The following is an 18,066-nucleotide window of genomic DNA, read 5'->3' as shown; positions in this document are numbered from 1 at the left end:
TCAGTCATCGATCTCCTCGGGCAGGCCGGCGAGCTGCCGGGCTCGGGCGCGGCGGCGCTTGCGGATGCTGCGGAACAGGCCGAAGCCGAACAGCAGGGCGACGGCGACGACGAACAGCGTCGTCACGACGGCCTCGAAGCCGGCGCGGATGAGGAGCTCCACGGGCGCGCTGTCGCCGATCTGCACGGCGCCGTCCTCGGTGGTGAGCCGGGCGGTGACCACGACGTCGCCGTTGGAGATGGCCGTGATGGGCGGGCGGGCCGACGCGCTGCCGTGCGCGGGGACGGTGACGACCGCGGAGTCGTCCACGCGGATCCGGCCGCTGCCCGCGATGATCGACATCCGGACGGTGATGGGCTGGTCGAGCTCGTTGCTGACGTTGATGAGCAGGCTCGTCGTGTCGCTGATGACGGTGTTCTGGCGGGTGGTGATGGCGACGGAGGACAGCAGGTCGTCGGCCTGGGCGACGTAACCGTCCTGGATGGTCACGAAGCCGTCGGGGTCCTCCCGCCACCGGTTGGAGAGCGAGGCGAGGAGGAGCAGGCGCTGCTGGCCGGTGATCAGCTCGGGACGCTCCACGGCCTTGGCGAAGGCGTCGACCTGCGCCTCGAGGGACATCGCGCCGGCGACCCGGGCGACGCGGGCCGCGTCCTCCGGGTGGTCCACGACCTGGAGCGGGACGGAGGTGCTGGCGAGCGCCGCGTCGACCGGAGCGGTGTCGCTGAACGGCAGCGCCTGGATCGCGTCGAGCAGCTGCCCGAGGCGTCCGGTGGAGGCGGCCCAGCCGCGCTCCAGGCCCGCGACCACCACATGGCCGTCGCCCTCGCGCGCGTCCGCGGCGAGGGTCGCGGAGAGCTGCGCCAGGACGACGCCGAAGGCCTCGTCGGTCTCGGCGGAGAGCGCGCGGTCGACGAGGGCGGAGACCCGGGCGTCGGTCACGAGCACGCGGGTGTCGCCGACGGTGCCCGTGGCGCCGACGCGCGTCGTGCCCGGGGTCGTGACGTCGCCGCTCGCGAGGATCGCGGTCGTGGTGCCGCTCGCGGCCAGGACGCCGAGGTCGTCCGCGGTGACGGTGCCCGCGGCCGGCCAGGAGAACCCGGTCATCGTGTGGTCCCACGCGGTGAGGTCGGCGAGGGTCGGGACGGGGGAGGGGGCGGCCGGCGTGGCGCTCGGCTCGGGTTCGGGGCTCGTCGGCTCGGGCGTCACGGGGGGATCGACGGAGGCGGCCGCAGCGCCGGAGCCCGAGCCCGCCGATCCTCCGCGCGTGCCGCTCGCGGCGGGGGAGGCGGTGCTCGTCGGGGTCTCCGTGGGAGTGGGCGTGGGCGTGGGACTGGGCGTCGTGCCCGGGGCGGCGAAGCGGCTCGCCTGCACGGCGTAGGAGATGTCCGTCGGGGCGAGCAGCGATGCGGCACCGGCCTGCGCCTGCACGGCGACGTCGGCGTCCGCCCAGGCGAGCGCGAACGTCGGGTTCGGCATCTCCCGGAGGCGCTGCAGCCACTCGACGGCGGAGGCGGGCGCGTCGACGCCGAGGATCCGGATGGACGCGACGATCCGCGGGTCGATGCCCACGGCGACCGGGCGGTCGACGACCGCGTCGAGCTGGCGGGTCAGCGTGCCGCTCGGCGACGTGTAGGTGGCGAGGGCGTCGGCGTCGATGAAGTCGGACGCGCTCGGCGGCACCGTGAGCGGCATGACGGCCGCGACGGGCGCGGGCGCCGGATCCGCGCCCGGGCTCCAGACGACGGCCCCGCGGCCGGTCGCGACGTCCGTGCCGCCCGCCTCGAGCTCCGCCGTCAGCCCCCGCGGCCCGAAGCCCCCGCGGCTCCCCTGGAGCGCGACGGTCGCCGACGGGACGGTGAGGGCGATGTCGACGGTGCCGCCCGCGGGCACCTCGGGGGTGTCGGCCCGTCCGATGCGGGGACCCGTGCGCGCGTTCGCGTCGGTGGACGCGGTGTCGAGCCAGGCATCGAGCTCCGGGCGCGTGTCGAGCACGGTGCGGTTGAGGTCGAGGTCGATGCGTCCGGCGGGCACGGCGGCGTCCGTGGCGTTGACGACGGAGACGGTGACGGCGAGGTCCTCGCCGGGCGCGAGGATCCCCTCGGCCGCGGGGGTGACGGTGAGGGACACGCCCTCGGTGGCCGCGTGCGCCGGGGTCGACGGACCCGCGACCGTCCCGGCGGCGAGCGTCCCGGCGGCGACCGTGACGCACACGAGGGTGGAGATCGTGCGTCGAGCGGATCGCCGGATCAGCCGGAGGGCTCTGTCCGTGCGGGTGGGGCCGGCGTCGTGTCGAGGCGCGGCGTGCATCTGGGCATTCTAAAGCGCCCACCCCGCGCGGCCCGTGCGCGCTCGCCGTGGACGCCGGATGCCCGTCGCGGCGCCGCCGTAGACTGTCCGACCATGCACAGCGTCGCACAGGCCCTCGAGCGTCTCCGCGAGCTGGCCGCCTCGCCCCCGGTCGCCGTGCTCGCCCGTGCGTTCCACGAGGCGGGCCACGAGCTCGCCCTCGTCGGCGGCCCGGTGCGGGATGCGTTCCTCGGGCGCGACGCCACCGACCTCGACCTCACCACCGACGCGCGGCCCGACCGCATCCTCGAGATCGTGAAGCCCGTCGCCGACGCGCACTGGGACATCGGCCGCGCGTTCGGCACGATCGGCGCGCGCGTCAAGGGCGAGCAGGTCGAGATCACGACCTACCGCACCGACCAGTACGACGGCGTCTCCCGCAAGCCCGAGGTCGAGTTCGGCTCCTCCCTCGAGGACGACCTCGTGCGCCGCGACTTCACGGTCAACGCCCTCGCCGTGCGTCTGCCGCAGGTGGTCCTGGTCGATCCCTCGGGCGGCATCGACGACCTCCTCTCCCAGGTGCTCCGCACGCCCGTCGCCCCGGAGGTCTCGTTCGGCGACGACCCGCTCCGCATGATGCGCGCCGTCCGCTTCGCGTCCCAGCTCGGCTTCCGCCTCGACGACGCCGCGTTCGCCGCCATCCGCGACATGGCCCCCCGGATCCTCGACATCTCCGTCGAGCGGGTCAGCGACGAGCTCTCCAAGCTCCTGCGCACGCCCGAGCCCCGCGCGGGCCTCGACCTCCTCGTGGAGGGGGGACTCGCCGACCACGTGCTGCCCGAGCTCCCCGCGATGAAGCTGGAGGCCGACGAGCACCACCGCCACAAGGACGTGTACCAGCACTCCCTCCAGGTGCTCGACCAGGCGATCGACCACGAGCGCTCGCGCCACCCCGGCGAGGCGCCCGACCTCGTGCTCCGCCTGGCCGCGCTCCTCCACGACATCGGCAAGCCCTCCACGCGCCGCCTGGAGCCGGGCGGGGTCGTCACCTTCCACCACCACGACGTGGTCGGGTCCAAGATGGCCAAGCGGCGCCTGCGCGCGCTCCGCTTCGACAACGACACGATCGCCTCGGTGTCGCGCCTCGTCGAGCTGCACCTCCGCTTCTTCGGCTACACGGAGGGCGGCTGGACCGACTCGGCCGTCCGCCGCTACGTCCGGGACGCGGGACCCGAGCTCGAGCGCCTGCACATGCTCACGCGCGCCGACGTCACGACCCAGAACCGCCGCAAGGCCGACCGCCTGGGCTTCGCGTACGACGACCTCGAGACCCGCATCGCCGAGCTGGCGGAGCAGGAGGAGATGGCCGCCGTGCGACCGGACCTCGACGGCGAGGCCATCATGCGGATCCTCGACGTGCCGCCCGGCCCCGTCGTCGGCCGCGCCTACCGCTTCCTGCTCGAGCTGCGCCTCGACGAGGGGCCGCTCGATCCGGAGGAGGCCACGCGCCGCCTCGTCGAGTGGTGGGCGGGCGAGCAGGGCTGATCGGCGCGATCCCGGACCCCGGTCTGGTGCCCCTCCTCCCCATCCGGTAGTCTTGCGAGGTTGTCCGCCCGGCAACGGGTTCCCCCTGCCCCGCGCGGACCGATGCACATACCCTCCTGTCGCAGATCGTCTGCGACCGTTCAAGTCCGAAGGAGGTGGGTTAGTGACGCATCAGTACGAACTCATGGTGATCCTGGATCCCGAGATCGATGAGCGCACCGTCGCTCCCAGTCTCGACAAGTTCCTCAACGTCATCCGCACCAGCGGTGGCACCGTCGACAACGTCGACGTCTGGGGCCGTCGTCGACTGGCGTACGAGATCAACAAGAAGAACGAGGGCATCTACGCCGTCGTCCAGCTCACCGCCACGAGCGAGGCCACGCAGGAGCTCGACCGCCAGCTGGGTCTGTCCGAGGCCGTCATGCGCACCAAGGTGCTGCGTGCCGAGGAGGCCATGGCCATGGTCGCCTCCGCTGCGAAGCTCGCCGACGAGAAGGCCGCCCGCAAGGCCGCCGCCACGTCCAAGGCCGCAGACGCCGCGCCCCAGGCGCCCGCCACGGACGCCGCCCCGGCGACGCCCGGCAAGCCGGCAGCGCAGGCTGCTTCCAGCGAGAAGACCGGGGAGTAGTCGATGGCCGGCGAAACCATCATCACGGTCGTGGGCAACCTCACCAGTGATCCGGAGCTGCGGTACACGCAGAACGGGCTGGCGGTAGCCAACTTCACCATCGCCTCCACGCCGAGGTCCTTCGACCGCGCGAGCAACGACTGGAAGGACGGCGACGCCCTCTTCCTCCGTGCGAGCGTGTGGCGCGAGTTCGCCGAGCACGTGGCGTCCTCGCTCACCAAGGGCTCGCGCGTCGTCGCCACCGGCCGCCTCAAGCAGCGGTCGTACGAGACGAAGGAGGGCGAGAAGCGCACCTCCATCGAGCTCGAGGTCGACGAGATCGGCCCCTCGCTCCGCTACGCGACCGCTCAGGTCACGCGCGCGGCCGGCGGCGGCGGCAACTCCGGCGGGGGCAACTCCGGCGGCGGTGGCCGCGGCCAGTTCGGCGGCGGACAGCCCCAGCAGCAGGTGGCCGAGGAGCCGTGGGGCACCCCCGCGAGCTCCGGCGGCAACTCCGGCGGGGGCAACTCCGGTGGCGACGGCGGCTGGTCCAACCCCGGCAACTTCAACGACGAGACGCCCTTCTAGGGCTCGTCGCACTACGTACGAAAGACAGGAATAATCATGGCTGGAAAGAGCAGCGGCGACCGCCGCAAGCCTCTCCGCGGAGCCAAGGGCGGCAAGAACGCCGCCCCGGCGAAGTCCATCCGCGTCGGCGTCATCGACTACAAGGATGTCGCCACCCTCCGCAAGTTCATCTCCGAGCGGGGAAAGATCCGCGCTCGTCGCATCACCGGTGTCTCGGTGCAGGAGCAGCGCCTCATCGCGCGCGCAGTCAAGAACGCGCGTGAGATGGCACTTCTCCCCTACGCCGGCTCCGGCCGTTAAGGGGTAATGGAATGTCGAAAGTAATCCTGACGACCGAGGTCTCCGGCCTCGGTTCCCCCGGAGACGTCGTCGAGGTCAAGAACGGGTTCTCCCGCAACTACCTCGTGCCCCAGGGCTTCGCGGTCATCTGGAGCCGCGGCGGCGAGAAGCAGATCGAGCAGATCAAGGCAGCGCGTGCCGCTCGCGAGCACGCGACCATCGAGGAGGCGCAGGACCTCAAGAGCCGCCTCGAGGCCAAGATCGTCAAGCTGACCGTCAAGGCCGGCCAGGGCGGGCGCCTCTTCGGCTCCGTCAAGACGTCCGACATCGCCAAGGCGGTCGAGGAGTCCGGCATCGGCCAGGTCGACAAGCGCAAGATCGAGATCCCCACGCCCATCAAGGCCACCGGGAACCACGAGGCCACGATCCGGCTCCGTGACGACATCGTCGCCACGATCAGCTTGCAGGTCGTCGCCGCGAAGTAGCGCAGCACGAGATCGATGGCGGTGGGCTCTTCCGAGCCCACCGCCATCGGCGGTTAACCAGCAGGTCAGAGGGCCCTCGATCCCCAGGCCCATCCACAGGCGAGGCCCTAGCAGAAGAACTCTCAAGCCCTGGTGCAGACTAGTTTTCCCACATCGGGTGTGGAACTCCGCAGGGCTGGTCAGGGGTGAATTCCGGGCCGAGATCCGCTCGTAGTGCACAGGCTTGTCCCCAGGTAGTCCACACGCCGCCCGGCGTTTCGCCCACTTTGTCCACAGTCTCGTCCACAGGTGCATTTGGTGGCGCGAGGGGTCGATCCATATCGTGGGGCAGCGCCCGACGAACGGGTCGCGAGAGGACCGCCAGCGGTCCGGCCGACCCCGCGCGAGCGGTGTCGGAGGTCCGAGCTAGAACGGTCATGCGGGCGCATCCGCCCAGCCGACCGAGGGGAGCCGCACGTGTCCATCGCCCATCTGGGTCTCGCCGGCGAACGCGACGAGCGCGACAAGCGCGCCGGCCACGAGCGCACGCCGCCGCATGACCTCCTCGCCGAGCAGAGCGCCATCGGCGGCATGCTCCTCAGCAAGGACGCCGTGGCGGACGCCGTGGAGCAGGTGCGGGCGATCGACTTCTACATCCCCAAGCACGAGATCATCTTCGACGCGATCCTGTCGCTGTACTCGCACGGCGAGCCGACGGACGTCATCGCCGTCACCGACGAGCTCACCAAGCTGGGCGAGCTGAGCCGGGCCGGCGGCGCCGACTACCTCCACACGCTCACCAGCGTCGTGCCCACGGCCGCGAACGCGGGCTTCTACGCCTCCATCGTCGCCGAGAAGGCGGTGCTGCGCCGCCTGGTCGAGGCCGGCACCCGCATCGTGCAGATGGGCTACGCGAGCGAGGGCGAGGTCGTCGACCTCGTGAACAACGCGCAGGCGGAGATCTACGGCGTCACGGGCGGCGTCGAGGCGGAGGACTACGTCCCGCTCACGGACGCCGTCACGGTGGCCATCGACGAGATCGAGGCGGCCAAGGGCAAGGACGGCCAGATGACCGGCGTGCCCACGGGCTTCGCCGACCTCGACGCCCTCACCAACGGCCTGCACCCGGGGCAGCTCATCATCGTCGCCGCGCGCCCGGCGCTCGGCAAGTCGACGCTGGCGCTCGACTTCGCGCGTGCCGCCAGCATCAAGTTCGACATGCCCTCGATCTTCTTCAGCCTCGAGATGGGGCGCAGCGAGATCGCCATGCGCCTGCTCTCCGCCGAGGCGTCCGTCCCGCTCCAGAGCATGCGCAAGGGCACCGTGGACGCGCGCGACTGGACGACCATCGCGCAGACCCGGGGCCGCATCAACGACGCCCCGCTCTACATCGACGACAGCCCGAACATGACGCTCGTGGAGATCCGGGCGAAGTGCCGCCGGCTCAAGCAGAAGGTCGGGCTGAAGCTCGTCGTCATCGACTACCTGCAGCTCATGACGAGCGGCAAGAAGGTCGAGTCGCGCCAGCAGGAGGTCTCGGAGTTCTCGCGTGCGCTCAAGCTCATGGCGAAGGAGCTGCAGGTCCCGGTCATCGCGCTGTCGCAGCTGAACCGAGGTCCCGAGCAGCGCGCCGACAAGATGCCGGCCATCTCCGACCTCCGCGAGTCCGGGTCGCTCGAGCAGGACGCGGACATGGTCATCCTCCTGCACCGCGAGAGCGCCTACGAGAAGGACAACCCGCGCGCGGGCGAGGCCGACTTCATCGTCGCCAAGCACCGCAACGGGCCGACGGGCACCATCACGGTCGGCTTCCACGGGCACTTCTCGCGCTTCGCGGACATGCCCGCGGGCGGGTAGCGCGGGCCGTCTGCCTAGCCAGCCCTCCGCCTGCTGATCGTCCGTGCGGGCGTCCGTCCTGGCGTCCGCAGGGGCGGAGCCTCAGGGCGCGAAGTAGAGGTGCGCGTGCGCCGCGCAGCCGGGGTTGAAGCCCGCCCCGCAGCTCGGGCAGGCGTCGGCCGCCAGGTAGTCGGGGACGCTCATCGTCGCCCGGCAGACGCCGCAGAGGGCGGCGGGCAGGTGGTGCTCGGCGCGGGGGATCACCCGGAGCGGGTGATCGGCGACGGCCGCATGGCAGAGGTGGCACGGGTACCAGGCGTCGCAGCACGGCGCCCGGAGCGCGACCACGTCGAGCGCCGAGCCGTAGTGGACGCAGCGGGTCGCGGCGTCGATCGCCGGACCGAGGATCACCGGCTCCGCGCCCGTCACCGGCTGGTGACCGCCTGAGGGGGTCACGCGCGCATCGCCGGGATCACGCGTCCGGCAGGGCCGTCGCAGCGTCGACGAGCGTGAGCTCCGGGCTGTCGCGCTCGATGGCCTTGAGGCGCCACGGGGTCGTGATCAGCGCGATGTGCGTACCGTCCGAGCGGACGAGCACCTCGACCCCGATGGTCTTCGCGAGGGCCGGCGCGCTGGCCGCGTCGGTGATCCGGGCGACCTGGTACTCGAGCGGCTCCATCCGGAGCGGCGCGCGGAACTCGTTCGTCATGCGCTCGACGACGACCTCGAACTGCATGGGGCCGACGGCGCCGAGGACGGGCGCCTGGTCGCCGCGGAGGTCGGAGCGCATCACCTGGATGACGCCCTCGTGGTCGAGCTGCTCGATGCCCTTGCGGAACTGCTTGTGGGTGCTCGTGTCCTTGGAGCGGACCACGCGGAAGAGCTCGGGCGCGAACTGGGGGAGCCGCGGGAAGGTGACGGGCGCCCCGTCGAACAGCGTGTCGCCCACGCGGATGTTGGACGCGTTGACGAGGCCGACCACGTCGCCGGGGTAGGCGTCCTCGACGGTCGAGCGCTCGCGCCCGAAGAGCTGCTGCGCGTACTTGGTGACGAAGGGGCGGCCGGTCTGCGCGTGCGTGACCGTCATGCCGCGGTGGAAGACGCCCGAGCAGATCCGCATGAAGGCCAGGCGGTCGCGGTGGGCGGTGTTCATGCCCGACTGGACCTTGAACACGAAGCCGGAGAAGTCGTCCTCGACGGGACGCGTGCGGTCCTGCTCGTCGGGGCGCGGCTGCGCGGCGGGGGCGATGGCGTCGAGGGCGTCGAGGATGTGGGTCACGCCGAAGTTGAGGACGGCGGCCGCGAAGAGCACCGGGGTGGTGCGACGGGCGAGGAACGACTCCTCGTCGTGGTCCTGGCCCTCCTCGTGCAGCAGCTCGCTCTCCTCGACGGCGTTCGTCCACGCGGATCCGGCGGCGGCCAGCGCCTCGTCGGCGGACATGCGCGTCTCGGGGGCGATGGTCGCGCCGCCCGCGGTGCGGGTGAAGTGCACGCACTCGCCGGTGGAGCGGTCGACGACGCCGAAGAACGCGCCGGACTCGCCGACGGGCCACGTGAGCGGCGTGGGGAGGAGGCCTGTGCGCTCCTTGATCTCGTCCATGAGGTCGAGCGGCTCGCGGCCGGGGCGGTCCCACTTGTTGATGACGGTGATGATCGGGATGCGGCGCTGGCGGCACACCTCGAAGAGCTTCATGGTCTGGGTCTCGAGGCCGCGGGAGGCGTCGACGAGCATGATCGCGGCGTCCACCGCGGAGAGGACGCGGTAGGTGTCCTCGGAGAAGTCGGCGTGGCCGGGGGTGTCGACGACGTTCATGACGGTGTCGCGGTGGGTGAACTGGATGGCGGCGGAGCTCACGGAGATCCCGCGCTCCTTCTCCATGTCCATCCAGTCGGAGACGGTGGACTTGCGGCCCTGCTTGCCGTGGACCGCGCCCGCGGATCCGATGGCGTGCGCGTGGAGCAGCAGCGCCTCGGTGAGCGTGGACTTGCCCGCGTCGGGGTGGGAGATGACGGCGAAGGTGCGACGGCGGGACGCCTCGCGCAGCACGGGGGAGGCGGAGGCCGAGGCGGGCGCGCGGGGAGGGGTGATGGTCGACACCTCCCCATGGTACGAGGCCGTCGCGTGAGGGTCTGCGTCGGGACCGGGCGGACGGCTCGGGGGATCAGCGCGCGCGCAGGCGGTCGAGGAACTCGTCGGCCATGCCGAGGTGCTCGGCGAGGCGGCGGCGGCGCTCCTCCGCGTCGGCGATGAAGGCGGCCAGGTCGGCGCGGAGGGACACGGTGTCGTCGTCGGGCGCGGCGGCGTCGAGGGCGTCGGTGACCTCGAGCAGGCGCATCATCTCCTCGAGCGAGAAGCCGAGCGGCTTCATCCGGCGGATCAGGAGGAGGCGCTCCAGGTCGTCGTCCGTGTAGAGGCGGAAGCCGCCGTCGGAGCGGCCGGACGGACGCAGGAGGCCGGTCTCGTCGTAGTGGCGGAGCGTGCGGTGCGAGAGGCCGGTGCGCTCGGCGAGCTCGCCGATCTGCATGGTCGCGGGGCCGGCAGGTCGCGTCATGCGGGCCTCCAGACAGACTCTCCCCTCACGTGAGGGTAGAGTGGGGTGGACGCGGCCGGGTGGCCGCTGCCGACCATTCTCCCCGATGGCGCAAGGCCCGCCGTCTGCCCCCGTCCCCTCCGCCCTCGTGGCCGCATCCGATCGGAGCACCGTGTCCGCCATGCCCCCCGCCTCCGCTGGGCCGGCCGCCTCCGGTCCGGGATCCGCCGTCGCCGTCGCGCCCGCGCCGTCGCCCACGGTGCTCGAGGCCCTGCGCACGCCGCGCCTCCTCACCCGCGAGGCGCTCGCCGGGCTCGTGGTGGCGCTCGCGCTGATCCCCGAGGCGATCTCGTTCTCGATCATCGCCGGCGTGGATCCGCGCGTCGGCCTCTTCTCGTCGTTCGTGATGGCCGTGACGATCGCGTTCCTCGGCGGCCGCCCCGCCATGATCTCCGCCGCCACGGGCGCCGTCGCGCTCGTCATCGCGCCCGTCGCCCGCGAATACGGCATGGACCACTTCCTCGCCACCGTGATCCTCGCCGGGATCCTCCAGGTGGTGCTCGCGGTGCTGGGCGTCGCGCGGCTGATGCGCTTCATCCCGCGGTCGGTGATGGTCGGCTTCGTGAACGCACTCGCGATCCTCATCTTCACGGCGCAGATCCCGAACCTGGTGGAGGTGCCATGGCTCGTGTACCCGATGGTGGCGGTGGGGATCGCGATCCTCGTGCTGCTGCCGCGCGTGACGCGCGTGGTGCCGGCGCCGCTCGTCGCCATCGCGCTGCTCACCGGCGCGACCGTGCTCGGTGCGCTCGCCGTGCCCACCGTCGGCGACCAGGGCGAGCTGCCGCGGAGCCTCCCGGAGCTCCTCCTGCCGCAGGTGCCGCTCACGCTCGAGACGCTGGGGATCATCGGGCCGTACGCGCTCGCGATGGCGCTCGTCGGGATCCTCGAGTCGCTGATGACCGCGAAGCTCGTCGACGACATCACGGACACGCCCTCGGACAAGACCCGCGAGACGTGGGGCCAGGGCGCGGCGAACGTGCTGTCGGGGTTCTTCGGCGGCATGGGCGGCTGCGCCATGATCGGCCAGACGATGATCAACGTGCGCGTCTCGGGCGCCCGCACCCGCATCTCGACGTTCCTCGCGGGCGTGTTCCTGCTGCTCCTCGTGGTCGTGCTGGGCGACGTGGTGGCCGTGATCCCGATGGCGGCGCTCGTGGCCGTGATGGTGATGGTGTCGGTGGGCACGTTCGACTGGCACAGCATCCGGCCGTCGACGCTGAAGCGCATGCCGGTCGGCGAGACGCTCGTGATGGCGCTCACCGTGGCCGTCGTGGTGGCGACGCACAACCTCGCGATCGGGGTGGTGGTGGGCGTGATCGCCGCCATGGTCGTCTTCGCCCGGCGCGTGGCCCGCTTCGCGACCGTGGAGCGCACGGTCGCCCCGGATGCGGACGGCGAGCCCGTCGCCCGGTACCGCGTGGTCGGCGAGCTGTTCTTCGCGTCGAGCAACGACCTCACGACGCAGTTCCGCTACGCGGAGGACCCGGCGCGCGTGCGGATCGACATGAGCGGCTCGCACGTGTGGGACGCCTCCACGGTCGCGGCCCTCGACGCGATCACGACGAAGTACGCGCGTCGCGGGACGACCGTCGACATCGAGGGGATGAACGAGGCGAGCCTCCGCATGCACGGGCGGCTCGCGGGACGGCTGGGCGGCGAGGGCTGAGCGGGGCCGCTCGTAGGATCGCAGCCATGAGGATCGCGTTCGTCTCGCTGCACACGTCGCCGATCCAGACCCCCAGCACCGGCGACGCCGGCGGGCTCAACGTCTACCTGCTCGAGCTCGCGAGGAGCCTCGGGCGGCAGGGGCACGAGGTGCGGCTGATCACGCGCGCGACGGATCCCGCCGACCCGCCGGTGATGCAGGTCGCGCCCGGCGTCGCGCTGCTCGCGCTGCGGGCGGGACCGGCCGGGCCGCTGGCGAAGGAGGAGCTGCCCGGGATCACGGACGCGTTCGCGGAGGCGCTCGCGGCGCTGCCGCCCGCCGACGTCGTGCACGCCCACTACTGGCTGTCGGCCGTCGCGGCGCTGCCCGTCGCGCGCGCGTGGGGCGTGCCGCACGTGCTCACGCTGCACTCGGTGTCGGCGGGCAAGAACCGGCGGCTCGTGCCGGGCGACACCCCGGAGCCCGCGACGCGGCTCGCGGACGAGGGGCGGCTCGTGCGGGCGTCGGACCTCGTGGTGGCGTCGGCGGAGTCGGAGAAGCGGCTGCTCGTGGAGGCGTACGACGCGGATCCGGCTCTCGTGCACGTCGTCGCGCCGGGCGTGGAGGAGGCGTTCCTCGCGGAGCCGTCGGGCCGCGAGGGCGGCGGGCGGGTGCGCATCGTGCTGCTGGCCAGGATCCAGCCGCTCAAGGGGCAGGACGTGGCGCTCCGGGCGCTCGCGCTGCTGGATCCCGCGAGCCGTCCGCTGCTCGTGATCGCCGGCGGCGTCTCGCCCGGCCGCGACGCGTACGCGGCCAGCCTGCACGCGCTCGTGCGCTCGCTGGGCCTCGAGGACGACGTCGTGTTCACGGGCGCGCTCGACCGCACCGCCACCGCCCGGACGCTCGCCGGCGCGCACCTCGCGCTCATGCCGTCGGCGGCCGAGACCTACGGGCTCGTCGCGCTCGAGGCGGCGGCCTGCGGCACGCCCGTCATCGCCGCGCGCACGGAGGGGCTCGTCGACTCCGTGCGGGAGGGCGTGACCGGCGTGTTCGTGCCCACGCGGGATCCCGTCGACTGGGCCCGGGCGATCCGCGACCTCCTCGCCGACCGGCCTGCTCTCGCGCGGCTCTCGGCGTCGGCGCGCGAACACGCGGCCCGGCACACGTGGGACGTCGCGGCGGCCGACGTCGCGGAGGAGTACCGGGTGCTGGGGGAGCGGCGGGTTCGGGACCAGGTGGCGGGCACGCGGGGCTGAGGGCGGGGTCGCGTCGGACCGACGGGGTGCGGGCGTGCGCTGGCTCGCGTCGGCTCAGCCCGTAAGTGTCCCCGCGTCGCGCGCGACGTCCTCCGCGGCCCGCTCCAGCCACGCGGCGGCGTCCGCGCGCGCGGCGTCGGCGGATCCCGCGAGGTCGGTGAGCGAGCGCACGGCCCGGAAGCCGTCGGCGGGCGCGGCCACGGCTCCGGCGACGAGGACCGCGGCGGCGCCGTGCTCCCGCGCGAGGTCCAGCACGCGCGAGGCCACCTTGCCCGTCCGCGACTGCGCGTCGAAGCGCCCCTCACCCGTCACCACGACGTCGGCGCGCGCGACGAGGCCGGCCAGCCCGATCGCCTCGGCGACGCCCGCGGATCCCGACGACGCGACCGCGCCCCACGCCATCAGGCCCGCCGCGGTGCCGCCGGCCGCGCCCGATCCCGGGGCCGCGGGATCCACGCCGAGCAGCCCCGCCAGGTGCGCGAGGCCGGCGTCGAGTGCCCGGACGTCCGCGGGCGTCGCGCCCTTCTGCGGCCCGTAGACGGCGGCCGCGCCCGCGGGACCGGTCAGCGGCGCGCGCACGTCGCCGAGGATCCGCGCCCCGCCGGGCGGGAGCGCCCGGAGCCCCGCGAGCTCCAGCGACGCGATGCCGGCGAGGGATCCACCGCCGTCCGCGGCCGCGGATCCGTCCGCGCGGAGGGCGCGGGCCCCCAGCTCGCAGAGCGCGCCGACGCCGCCGTCGGTCGACGAGCTGCCGCCGAGCGCGAGCAGCAGGCGCGGGACGCCCGCGTCGAGGGCGGCCCGGATGGCCTGGCCGAAGCCGCGGGTGTGCGCGGCGAGCGGGCGGAGCGGGTCGAGCAGCGTGATCCCGCTCGTCGACGCGACCTCCACGACGCCCGTGCCGTCGGGCAGCAGGAGCCAGTGCGCGTTGACCGGCCGGTCGTCGGGTCCGGTGACGCGGACGGGCACGCGCCGGGCACCCGGGACCGCGGCCGCCAGCACGTCGAGGGTCCCCTGCCCGCCGTCGGCCATGGGGGCGATCACCACGTCGTCGTCGGGGCGCGCGCGGAGCCAGCCGCGGCGGAGGGCCTCGGCAGCCTCGACCGCGGTGGCGGATCCGGTGAGCGAGTCGGGCGCCATGACGACGCGCAGGGGGCGGGGAGCGGCGGTGCTCATGCGTTCAGTCTGCCGGAGGGCGCGGGCGCCGGGCGGGAGGGCGACGACGACGCCGGCGCGGCAGCGGCCGGCCGGCGACGGGCAACCGCTCAGTCCGGCGCGACGCCCGCCCGGTGCGCCAGCAGGGCCGCGCCCACGAGTCCGGCGTCGTTGCCGCGGCTCGCCGCGATGATCTCCGTGTCGAGGTGCAGGAACCCCGCGAAGCGCGCGAACTCGTGCGCCGCCGCGCCACCCACCACGAGGAGGTCGGGCGACATGATCGACTCGAGGTGCCGGTAGTACCGCTCCAACCGCGCCGCCCAGGCCTCGAACGTGATGCCCTCGCGACGCACCGCGGAGAACGCCGCCTGCATCTCGTAGTCGCCGCCGTCGATGTGGACGTGGCCGAGCTCGCTGTTCGGGATCAGCTTCCCGTCGTGCAGGAGCGCCGTGCCGATGCCCGTGCCGAGGGTGGTGAGGATCACGAGGCCGCCGCGGCCCTGCAGCACGCCGTACTCGAGCTCCGCCACGCCCGCGGCGTCGGCGTCGTTGACCGTGAGGACGTCGATCCCGCTCCGCTCGCGGATCGCGGTGCGCGCGTCCATGCCGAGCCAGCGGTCGGAGATGTGGGCGGAGGAGCGGACGATGCCGTCCCGCACGATCCCCGGGACGCCGACGCCCACGGGTAGGTCCTCGTCGGGCGTGAGCTCCAGCACGATCTCGGCGATCACGTCCGCGATGTCCTCGGGCTCGCCGCCGACCGGCTTCGCGACGGTCATGCGCTCGGTGAGCCGGATCCCCGTGGTGACGTCGACGATGCCGGCCTTGAGCGTCGTCCCGCCGATGTCGATGCCGAGCGCCAGCCGGTCGCGACGCGCGAGGGCCGCCGCGGCGCCCTCGGGGGCGGCGACGACCGCGCGGTCGACCGGGATGAACCCGCCGGCGGGCCGGCCGCTCTCGGAGGCGGGCCGCGGCGCGGTCTCGGGCTGGGGCACGGCGGGGCCTCTCGGTTGCGGGTGCGGGTGCGGGTGCTGGGCGGAGATGTGTGCGTTGCGGGTGCGGAGCGCGGGCGGGTGCCTGCTGCGGTGGGGCGCGTGCGGATGGAGCGACGGGGTGGGCGGACCCGGCCCGCGCGTCCCGGACCGGCGACCCCTCGGCCGCCGTGGCTCAGAACGCCCGGTGGGCGTAGACGATCCCGCAGGCCACGCCCACGGCGCAGACGACCGCGAGCCCGACGACCGCACCGGCCGCCGCGGCGGCCAGACGGGGGAGGGGACTCGTCACGGACCGAGCCTAGGCCAGCCCGGCGGGCGGTCGCGGCGGGGCCCGGCCGAGCATCCGCCCAGGAACCCACCGAGTAGGCTGGCCCGGATGGAGAGAGAGGCTGCCGTGTCCGAGGACGAGCTGACGTTCCGGGCAGCGTACTGGCCCGTGCTGCTCCTCCGCGCACTCCCCGCCCTCGCGCTCGCCGCGTTCATCACCTTCTCCAGCGACCACTCGCCGGCCCTCGGGCTCGTGGCGTTCGGCGTCTTCGCGATCGTCTCCGGCCTCGTCACCGCGGGCCTCGGCGCGCGGGCCCTCCGCGGCCCGGCGGCGCGGATCCGCACCGCCGCCGTCGCCCAGGGCGCGATCACCATGGCGGCCGGCATCGCCGCGCTCCTCGCCCGCGACGGGGGCGTGCTCGTCCTCCTCTACGTCGTCAGCGTGTGGGCCGCGATCACCGGGTTCCTCGAGCTCGTGTCCGGCCTGCGTTCGCGCGGCCGCGTGCCGGGGGCCACCGACGCGATCACCGTGGGCGCGCTCACGGTCGTCCTCGCGGTCGCCTTCCTCCTGGTGCCGCCGGACCTCGTCGTCCCGTACGGCGGGGTCGAGCAGCGCGAGGGCCAGCTCACCGCGCCCGTCGTGGCCGTCGGCCTGCTGGGCGCCTACGCGGCGATCGTCGGGGTCTTCCTGGTCATCGCCGCCCTGAGCATGAAATGGGGCACCTCCACGCCCACCGCGACCTCCGCGGCGGACGCCCCCCGGACCACCGAGAGCGCGAGCTGACCGTGACTTCCAACATCCGCAAGGACCGCATGCGACCGGTCGAGCTGCTCGCCATCGCGGCCGGGCTCGCCGCGTTCGTCGGCGTGATCGTCGCGCTGAGCACCCGTCCGGGCGACGCGCAGGCGTGGACCGTCGTCGTCGTCTTCACGGGCGTCGCGTTCATCGGCGCGCTCGTGATGCTCGCCATGCTCGCGCTCTCGTTCAAGCCGAACCGCGACGAGCTCCAGGACCTGGACGACCAGGACCACCCGGATCGGCCGACCCGGCACTGACCCGCCGGGCGTCGGGCGTCAGGCCCTCGCCCTCATCCGCCCGCGACCGGGGCGCCCCGCCGCTCCGGCCGGAGCCGCTCCCGAGGGGGCGGCTCCCACCGGCACCCCTCAGAGGATGTGGTCGACCAGCTGCGACGCGAGCCCGGCGTATCCGGCGGGGGTCAGCTCGAGCAGACGCGCCTTCGCCTGGTCGCCGATGTCCAGCCCGGAGACGAACGCGCGCATCTCGTCGCGCCCGACGCGCTTGCCGCGCGTGAGCTCCTTGAGCACGGCGTAGGGGTCGCTGATGGAGCTGCGCCCCGCGACGATCTCCGCGCGGATCACCGTCTGGATGGCCTCGCCGAGGATCTCCCAGTTGGCGTCGAGGTCGGCCGCGAGCAGCGCCCGGTCGACGTCGATCTCGAGGAGCCCGCGGCCGATGTTGTCGAGCGCGAGCAGCGAGTGCCCGAGCGCGACGCCGACGTTGCGCTGCGTCGTGGAGTCGGTGAGGTCGCGCTGCAGGCGCGAGGTGACGAGCGTCGAGGCGAGCGAGTCGAGCAGCGCGTCCGAGAGCTCGAGGTTGGCCTCGGCGTTCTCGAAGCGGATGGGGTTGATCTTGTGCGGCATGGTCGACGACCCGGTGGCCCCCGCCTGCGGGATCTGCCGGAAGTAGCCCATGGAGATGTAGGTCCACACGTCGGTGCAGAGGTTGTGCAGCACACGGTTGACGTGCGCGATGCGCGTGTAGAGCTCGGCCTGCCAGTCGTGCGACTCGATCTGCGTGGTGAGCGGGTTCCACACCAGCCCGAGCGAGGTGACGAAGGCGCGCGACTCGGCGGGCCAGTCGACGTCGGCATCGGCCGCGAGGTGGGCCGCGAAGGTGCCGGTGGCGCCGCTGAACTTGCCCAGGACCTCGACGTCCTCGACGTCGGCGCGCAGGCGCTCGAGCCGGTGCACGAACACCGCGAGCTCCTTGCCGAGGGTGGTGGGCGTGGCCGGCTGCCCGTGCGTGCGCGACAGCATCGCGTCGTCGCGGAAGAGCAGCGCGCGCTCGCGGAGGGCGCCGATGACCGCGACGAGCTTCGGGAGCCACACCTCGCGCACCGCGCGGTCGATGACGAGCGCGTAGGAGAGGTTGTTGATGTCCTCGCTGGTGCAGGCGAAGTGCGTGAGCTCCGCGACATGGCCGAGCCCGAGCTCCTCGAGGCGGTCGCGCACGAAGTACTCCACCGCCTTGACGTCGTGGCGCGTGACGGCCTCGACGCGGGCGAGCGCGTCGATCTGCTCCTGTCCGAAGCCCGCCACGACCTGGCGCAGTGCGGCCTTCTGCTCGTCGGTGAACGGCGAGGAGGAGAGGAGCGACCGGTCGGTGAGGTGGATGAGCCACTCGATCTCGACGTGGATGCGCGCCCGGTTGAGACCCGCCTCCGAGAGGTGCTCGCCGAGCTCGGTGACGACGGGGGCGTAGCGGCCGTCGAGGGGGCTCAGCACCTGCGGGGGCAACGGGCTCATGCGGG

Annotated in this window: 16 protein-coding genes and 1 pseudogene; 10 read left to right on the top strand and 7 right to left on the bottom strand. The window is 73.4% G+C overall.

Features of this window, described 5'->3' with window-relative positions; genetic code table 11:
• Nucleotides 1-2,307, bottom strand: coding sequence for a DUF6049 family protein (locus ACT7CP_RS15190; protein ID WP_445442838.1), 2,307 nt, complete (start codon nucleotides 2,305-2,307; stop codon nucleotides 1-3).
• Between the two features lie 93 nt (nucleotides 2,308-2,400).
• Between ACT7CP_RS15190 and ACT7CP_RS15185 the strand changes: the two genes are divergently transcribed.
• The 6 genes and pseudogenes from ACT7CP_RS15185 to dnaB all read left to right on the top strand — a co-directional run bounded on the left by ACT7CP_RS15185 (nucleotide 2,401) and on the right by dnaB (nucleotide 7,626).
• The gene (locus ACT7CP_RS15185; protein WP_445442837.1) at nucleotides 2,401-3,831 is read left to right on the top strand and encodes a CCA tRNA nucleotidyltransferase; all 1,431 of its coding nucleotides are present in this window, start codon (nucleotides 2,401-2,403) and stop codon (nucleotides 3,829-3,831) included.
• A 184-nt stretch (nucleotides 3,832-4,015) separates the two neighbouring features.
• Nucleotides 4,016-4,360: pseudogene (rpsF, locus tag ACT7CP_RS15180) on the top strand (30S ribosomal protein S6); the annotation flags it as partial.
• 102 nt (nucleotides 4,361-4,462) lie between these two features.
• Entirely contained in the window at nucleotides 4,463-5,026 is a 564-nt protein-coding gene (locus tag ACT7CP_RS15175; RefSeq protein ID WP_413961817.1) for a single-stranded DNA-binding protein, read from the top strand.
• A gap of 36 nt (nucleotides 5,027-5,062) precedes the next feature.
• The gene (gene rpsR, locus ACT7CP_RS15170; RefSeq protein ID WP_012039648.1) at nucleotides 5,063-5,326 is read left to right on the top strand and encodes a 30S ribosomal protein S18; all 264 of its coding nucleotides are present in this window, start codon (nucleotides 5,063-5,065) and stop codon (nucleotides 5,324-5,326) included.
• Nucleotides 5,327-5,337: 11 nt separating this feature from the next.
• Nucleotides 5,338-5,790, top strand: a complete 453-nt coding sequence (rplI, locus tag ACT7CP_RS15165) for a 50S ribosomal protein L9 (protein WP_413961816.1) — start codon at nucleotides 5,338-5,340, stop codon at nucleotides 5,788-5,790.
• Between the two features lie 456 nt (nucleotides 5,791-6,246).
• Nucleotides 6,247-7,626 carry a replicative DNA helicase gene (gene dnaB / locus ACT7CP_RS15160; protein WP_086518435.1) on the top strand — a complete coding sequence of 460 codons (1,380 nt, stop codon included), beginning with the start codon at nucleotides 6,247-6,249 and terminating at the stop codon, nucleotides 7,624-7,626.
• 81 nt (nucleotides 7,627-7,707) lie between these two features.
• Here the strand turns inward: dnaB and ACT7CP_RS15155 are convergent, their stop codons facing one another.
• The 3 genes from ACT7CP_RS15155 to ACT7CP_RS15145 form a co-directional block, all read right to left on the bottom strand.
• Nucleotides 7,708-8,061 carry a CHY zinc finger protein gene (locus ACT7CP_RS15155; protein WP_445442836.1) on the bottom strand — a complete coding sequence of 118 codons (354 nt, stop codon included), beginning with the start codon at nucleotides 8,059-8,061 and terminating at the stop codon, nucleotides 7,708-7,710.
• Nucleotides 8,062-8,077: 16 nt separating this feature from the next.
• Nucleotides 8,078-9,703, bottom strand: coding sequence for a peptide chain release factor 3 (locus tag ACT7CP_RS15150; RefSeq protein ID WP_413961814.1), 1,626 nt, complete (start codon nucleotides 9,701-9,703; stop codon nucleotides 8,078-8,080).
• A gap of 64 nt (nucleotides 9,704-9,767) precedes the next feature.
• Nucleotides 9,768-10,157, bottom strand: coding sequence for a MerR family transcriptional regulator (locus tag ACT7CP_RS15145; RefSeq protein ID WP_307505447.1), 390 nt, complete (start codon nucleotides 10,155-10,157; stop codon nucleotides 9,768-9,770).
• A gap of 160 nt (nucleotides 10,158-10,317) precedes the next feature.
• On the opposite strand from ACT7CP_RS15145, the gene ACT7CP_RS15140 reads away from it, so the two are divergent.
• Together ACT7CP_RS15140 and ACT7CP_RS15135 are read left to right on the top strand one after the other, a co-directional pair.
• Nucleotides 10,318-11,865, top strand: a complete 1,548-nt coding sequence (locus ACT7CP_RS15140) for a SulP family inorganic anion transporter (RefSeq protein ID WP_445442835.1) — start codon at nucleotides 10,318-10,320, stop codon at nucleotides 11,863-11,865.
• Between the two features lie 26 nt (nucleotides 11,866-11,891).
• Nucleotides 11,892-13,100 carry a glycosyltransferase gene (locus tag ACT7CP_RS15135; protein WP_445442834.1) on the top strand — a complete coding sequence of 403 codons (1,209 nt, stop codon included), beginning with the start codon at nucleotides 11,892-11,894 and terminating at the stop codon, nucleotides 13,098-13,100.
• A 54-nt stretch (nucleotides 13,101-13,154) separates the two neighbouring features.
• On the opposite strand, the gene ACT7CP_RS15130 is transcribed toward ACT7CP_RS15135, so the two are convergent.
• Both ACT7CP_RS15130 and ppgK read right to left on the bottom strand, forming a co-directional pair.
• Entirely contained in the window at nucleotides 13,155-14,273 is a 1,119-nt protein-coding gene (locus ACT7CP_RS15130) for a glycerate kinase (RefSeq protein WP_445442833.1), read from the bottom strand.
• Nucleotides 14,274-14,362: 89 nt separating this feature from the next.
• Nucleotides 14,363-15,247 carry a polyphosphate--glucose phosphotransferase gene (gene ppgK, locus ACT7CP_RS15125; protein ID WP_445442832.1) on the bottom strand — a complete coding sequence of 295 codons (885 nt, stop codon included), beginning with the start codon at nucleotides 15,245-15,247 and terminating at the stop codon, nucleotides 14,363-14,365.
• A gap of 376 nt (nucleotides 15,248-15,623) precedes the next feature.
• Between ppgK and ACT7CP_RS15120 the strand changes: the two genes are divergently transcribed.
• Together ACT7CP_RS15120 and ACT7CP_RS15115 are read left to right on the top strand one after the other, a co-directional pair.
• On the top strand, nucleotides 15,624-16,298 hold the full coding sequence (locus tag ACT7CP_RS15120; protein WP_445442831.1) for a hypothetical protein: 675 nt from the start codon (nucleotides 15,624-15,626) through the stop codon (nucleotides 16,296-16,298).
• A gap of 2 nt (nucleotides 16,299-16,300) precedes the next feature.
• Nucleotides 16,301-16,570 (top strand): hypothetical protein, encoded by a 270-nt coding sequence (locus tag ACT7CP_RS15115; RefSeq protein WP_445442830.1) that lies wholly within the window; start codon nucleotides 16,301-16,303, stop codon nucleotides 16,568-16,570.
• 108 nt (nucleotides 16,571-16,678) lie between these two features.
• Here ACT7CP_RS15115 and purB read toward each other — a convergent pair whose 3' ends face one another.
• Nucleotides 16,679-18,061, bottom strand: coding sequence for an adenylosuccinate lyase (purB, locus tag ACT7CP_RS15110; RefSeq protein WP_445442829.1), 1,383 nt, complete (start codon nucleotides 18,059-18,061; stop codon nucleotides 16,679-16,681).
• Between the last annotated feature and the right edge of the window lie 5 nt (nucleotides 18,062-18,066).

It is taken from the genome of Clavibacter rahimiani, from assembly GCF_052654495.1.
This window is presented reverse-complemented; position numbering and strand designations above follow the sequence as displayed.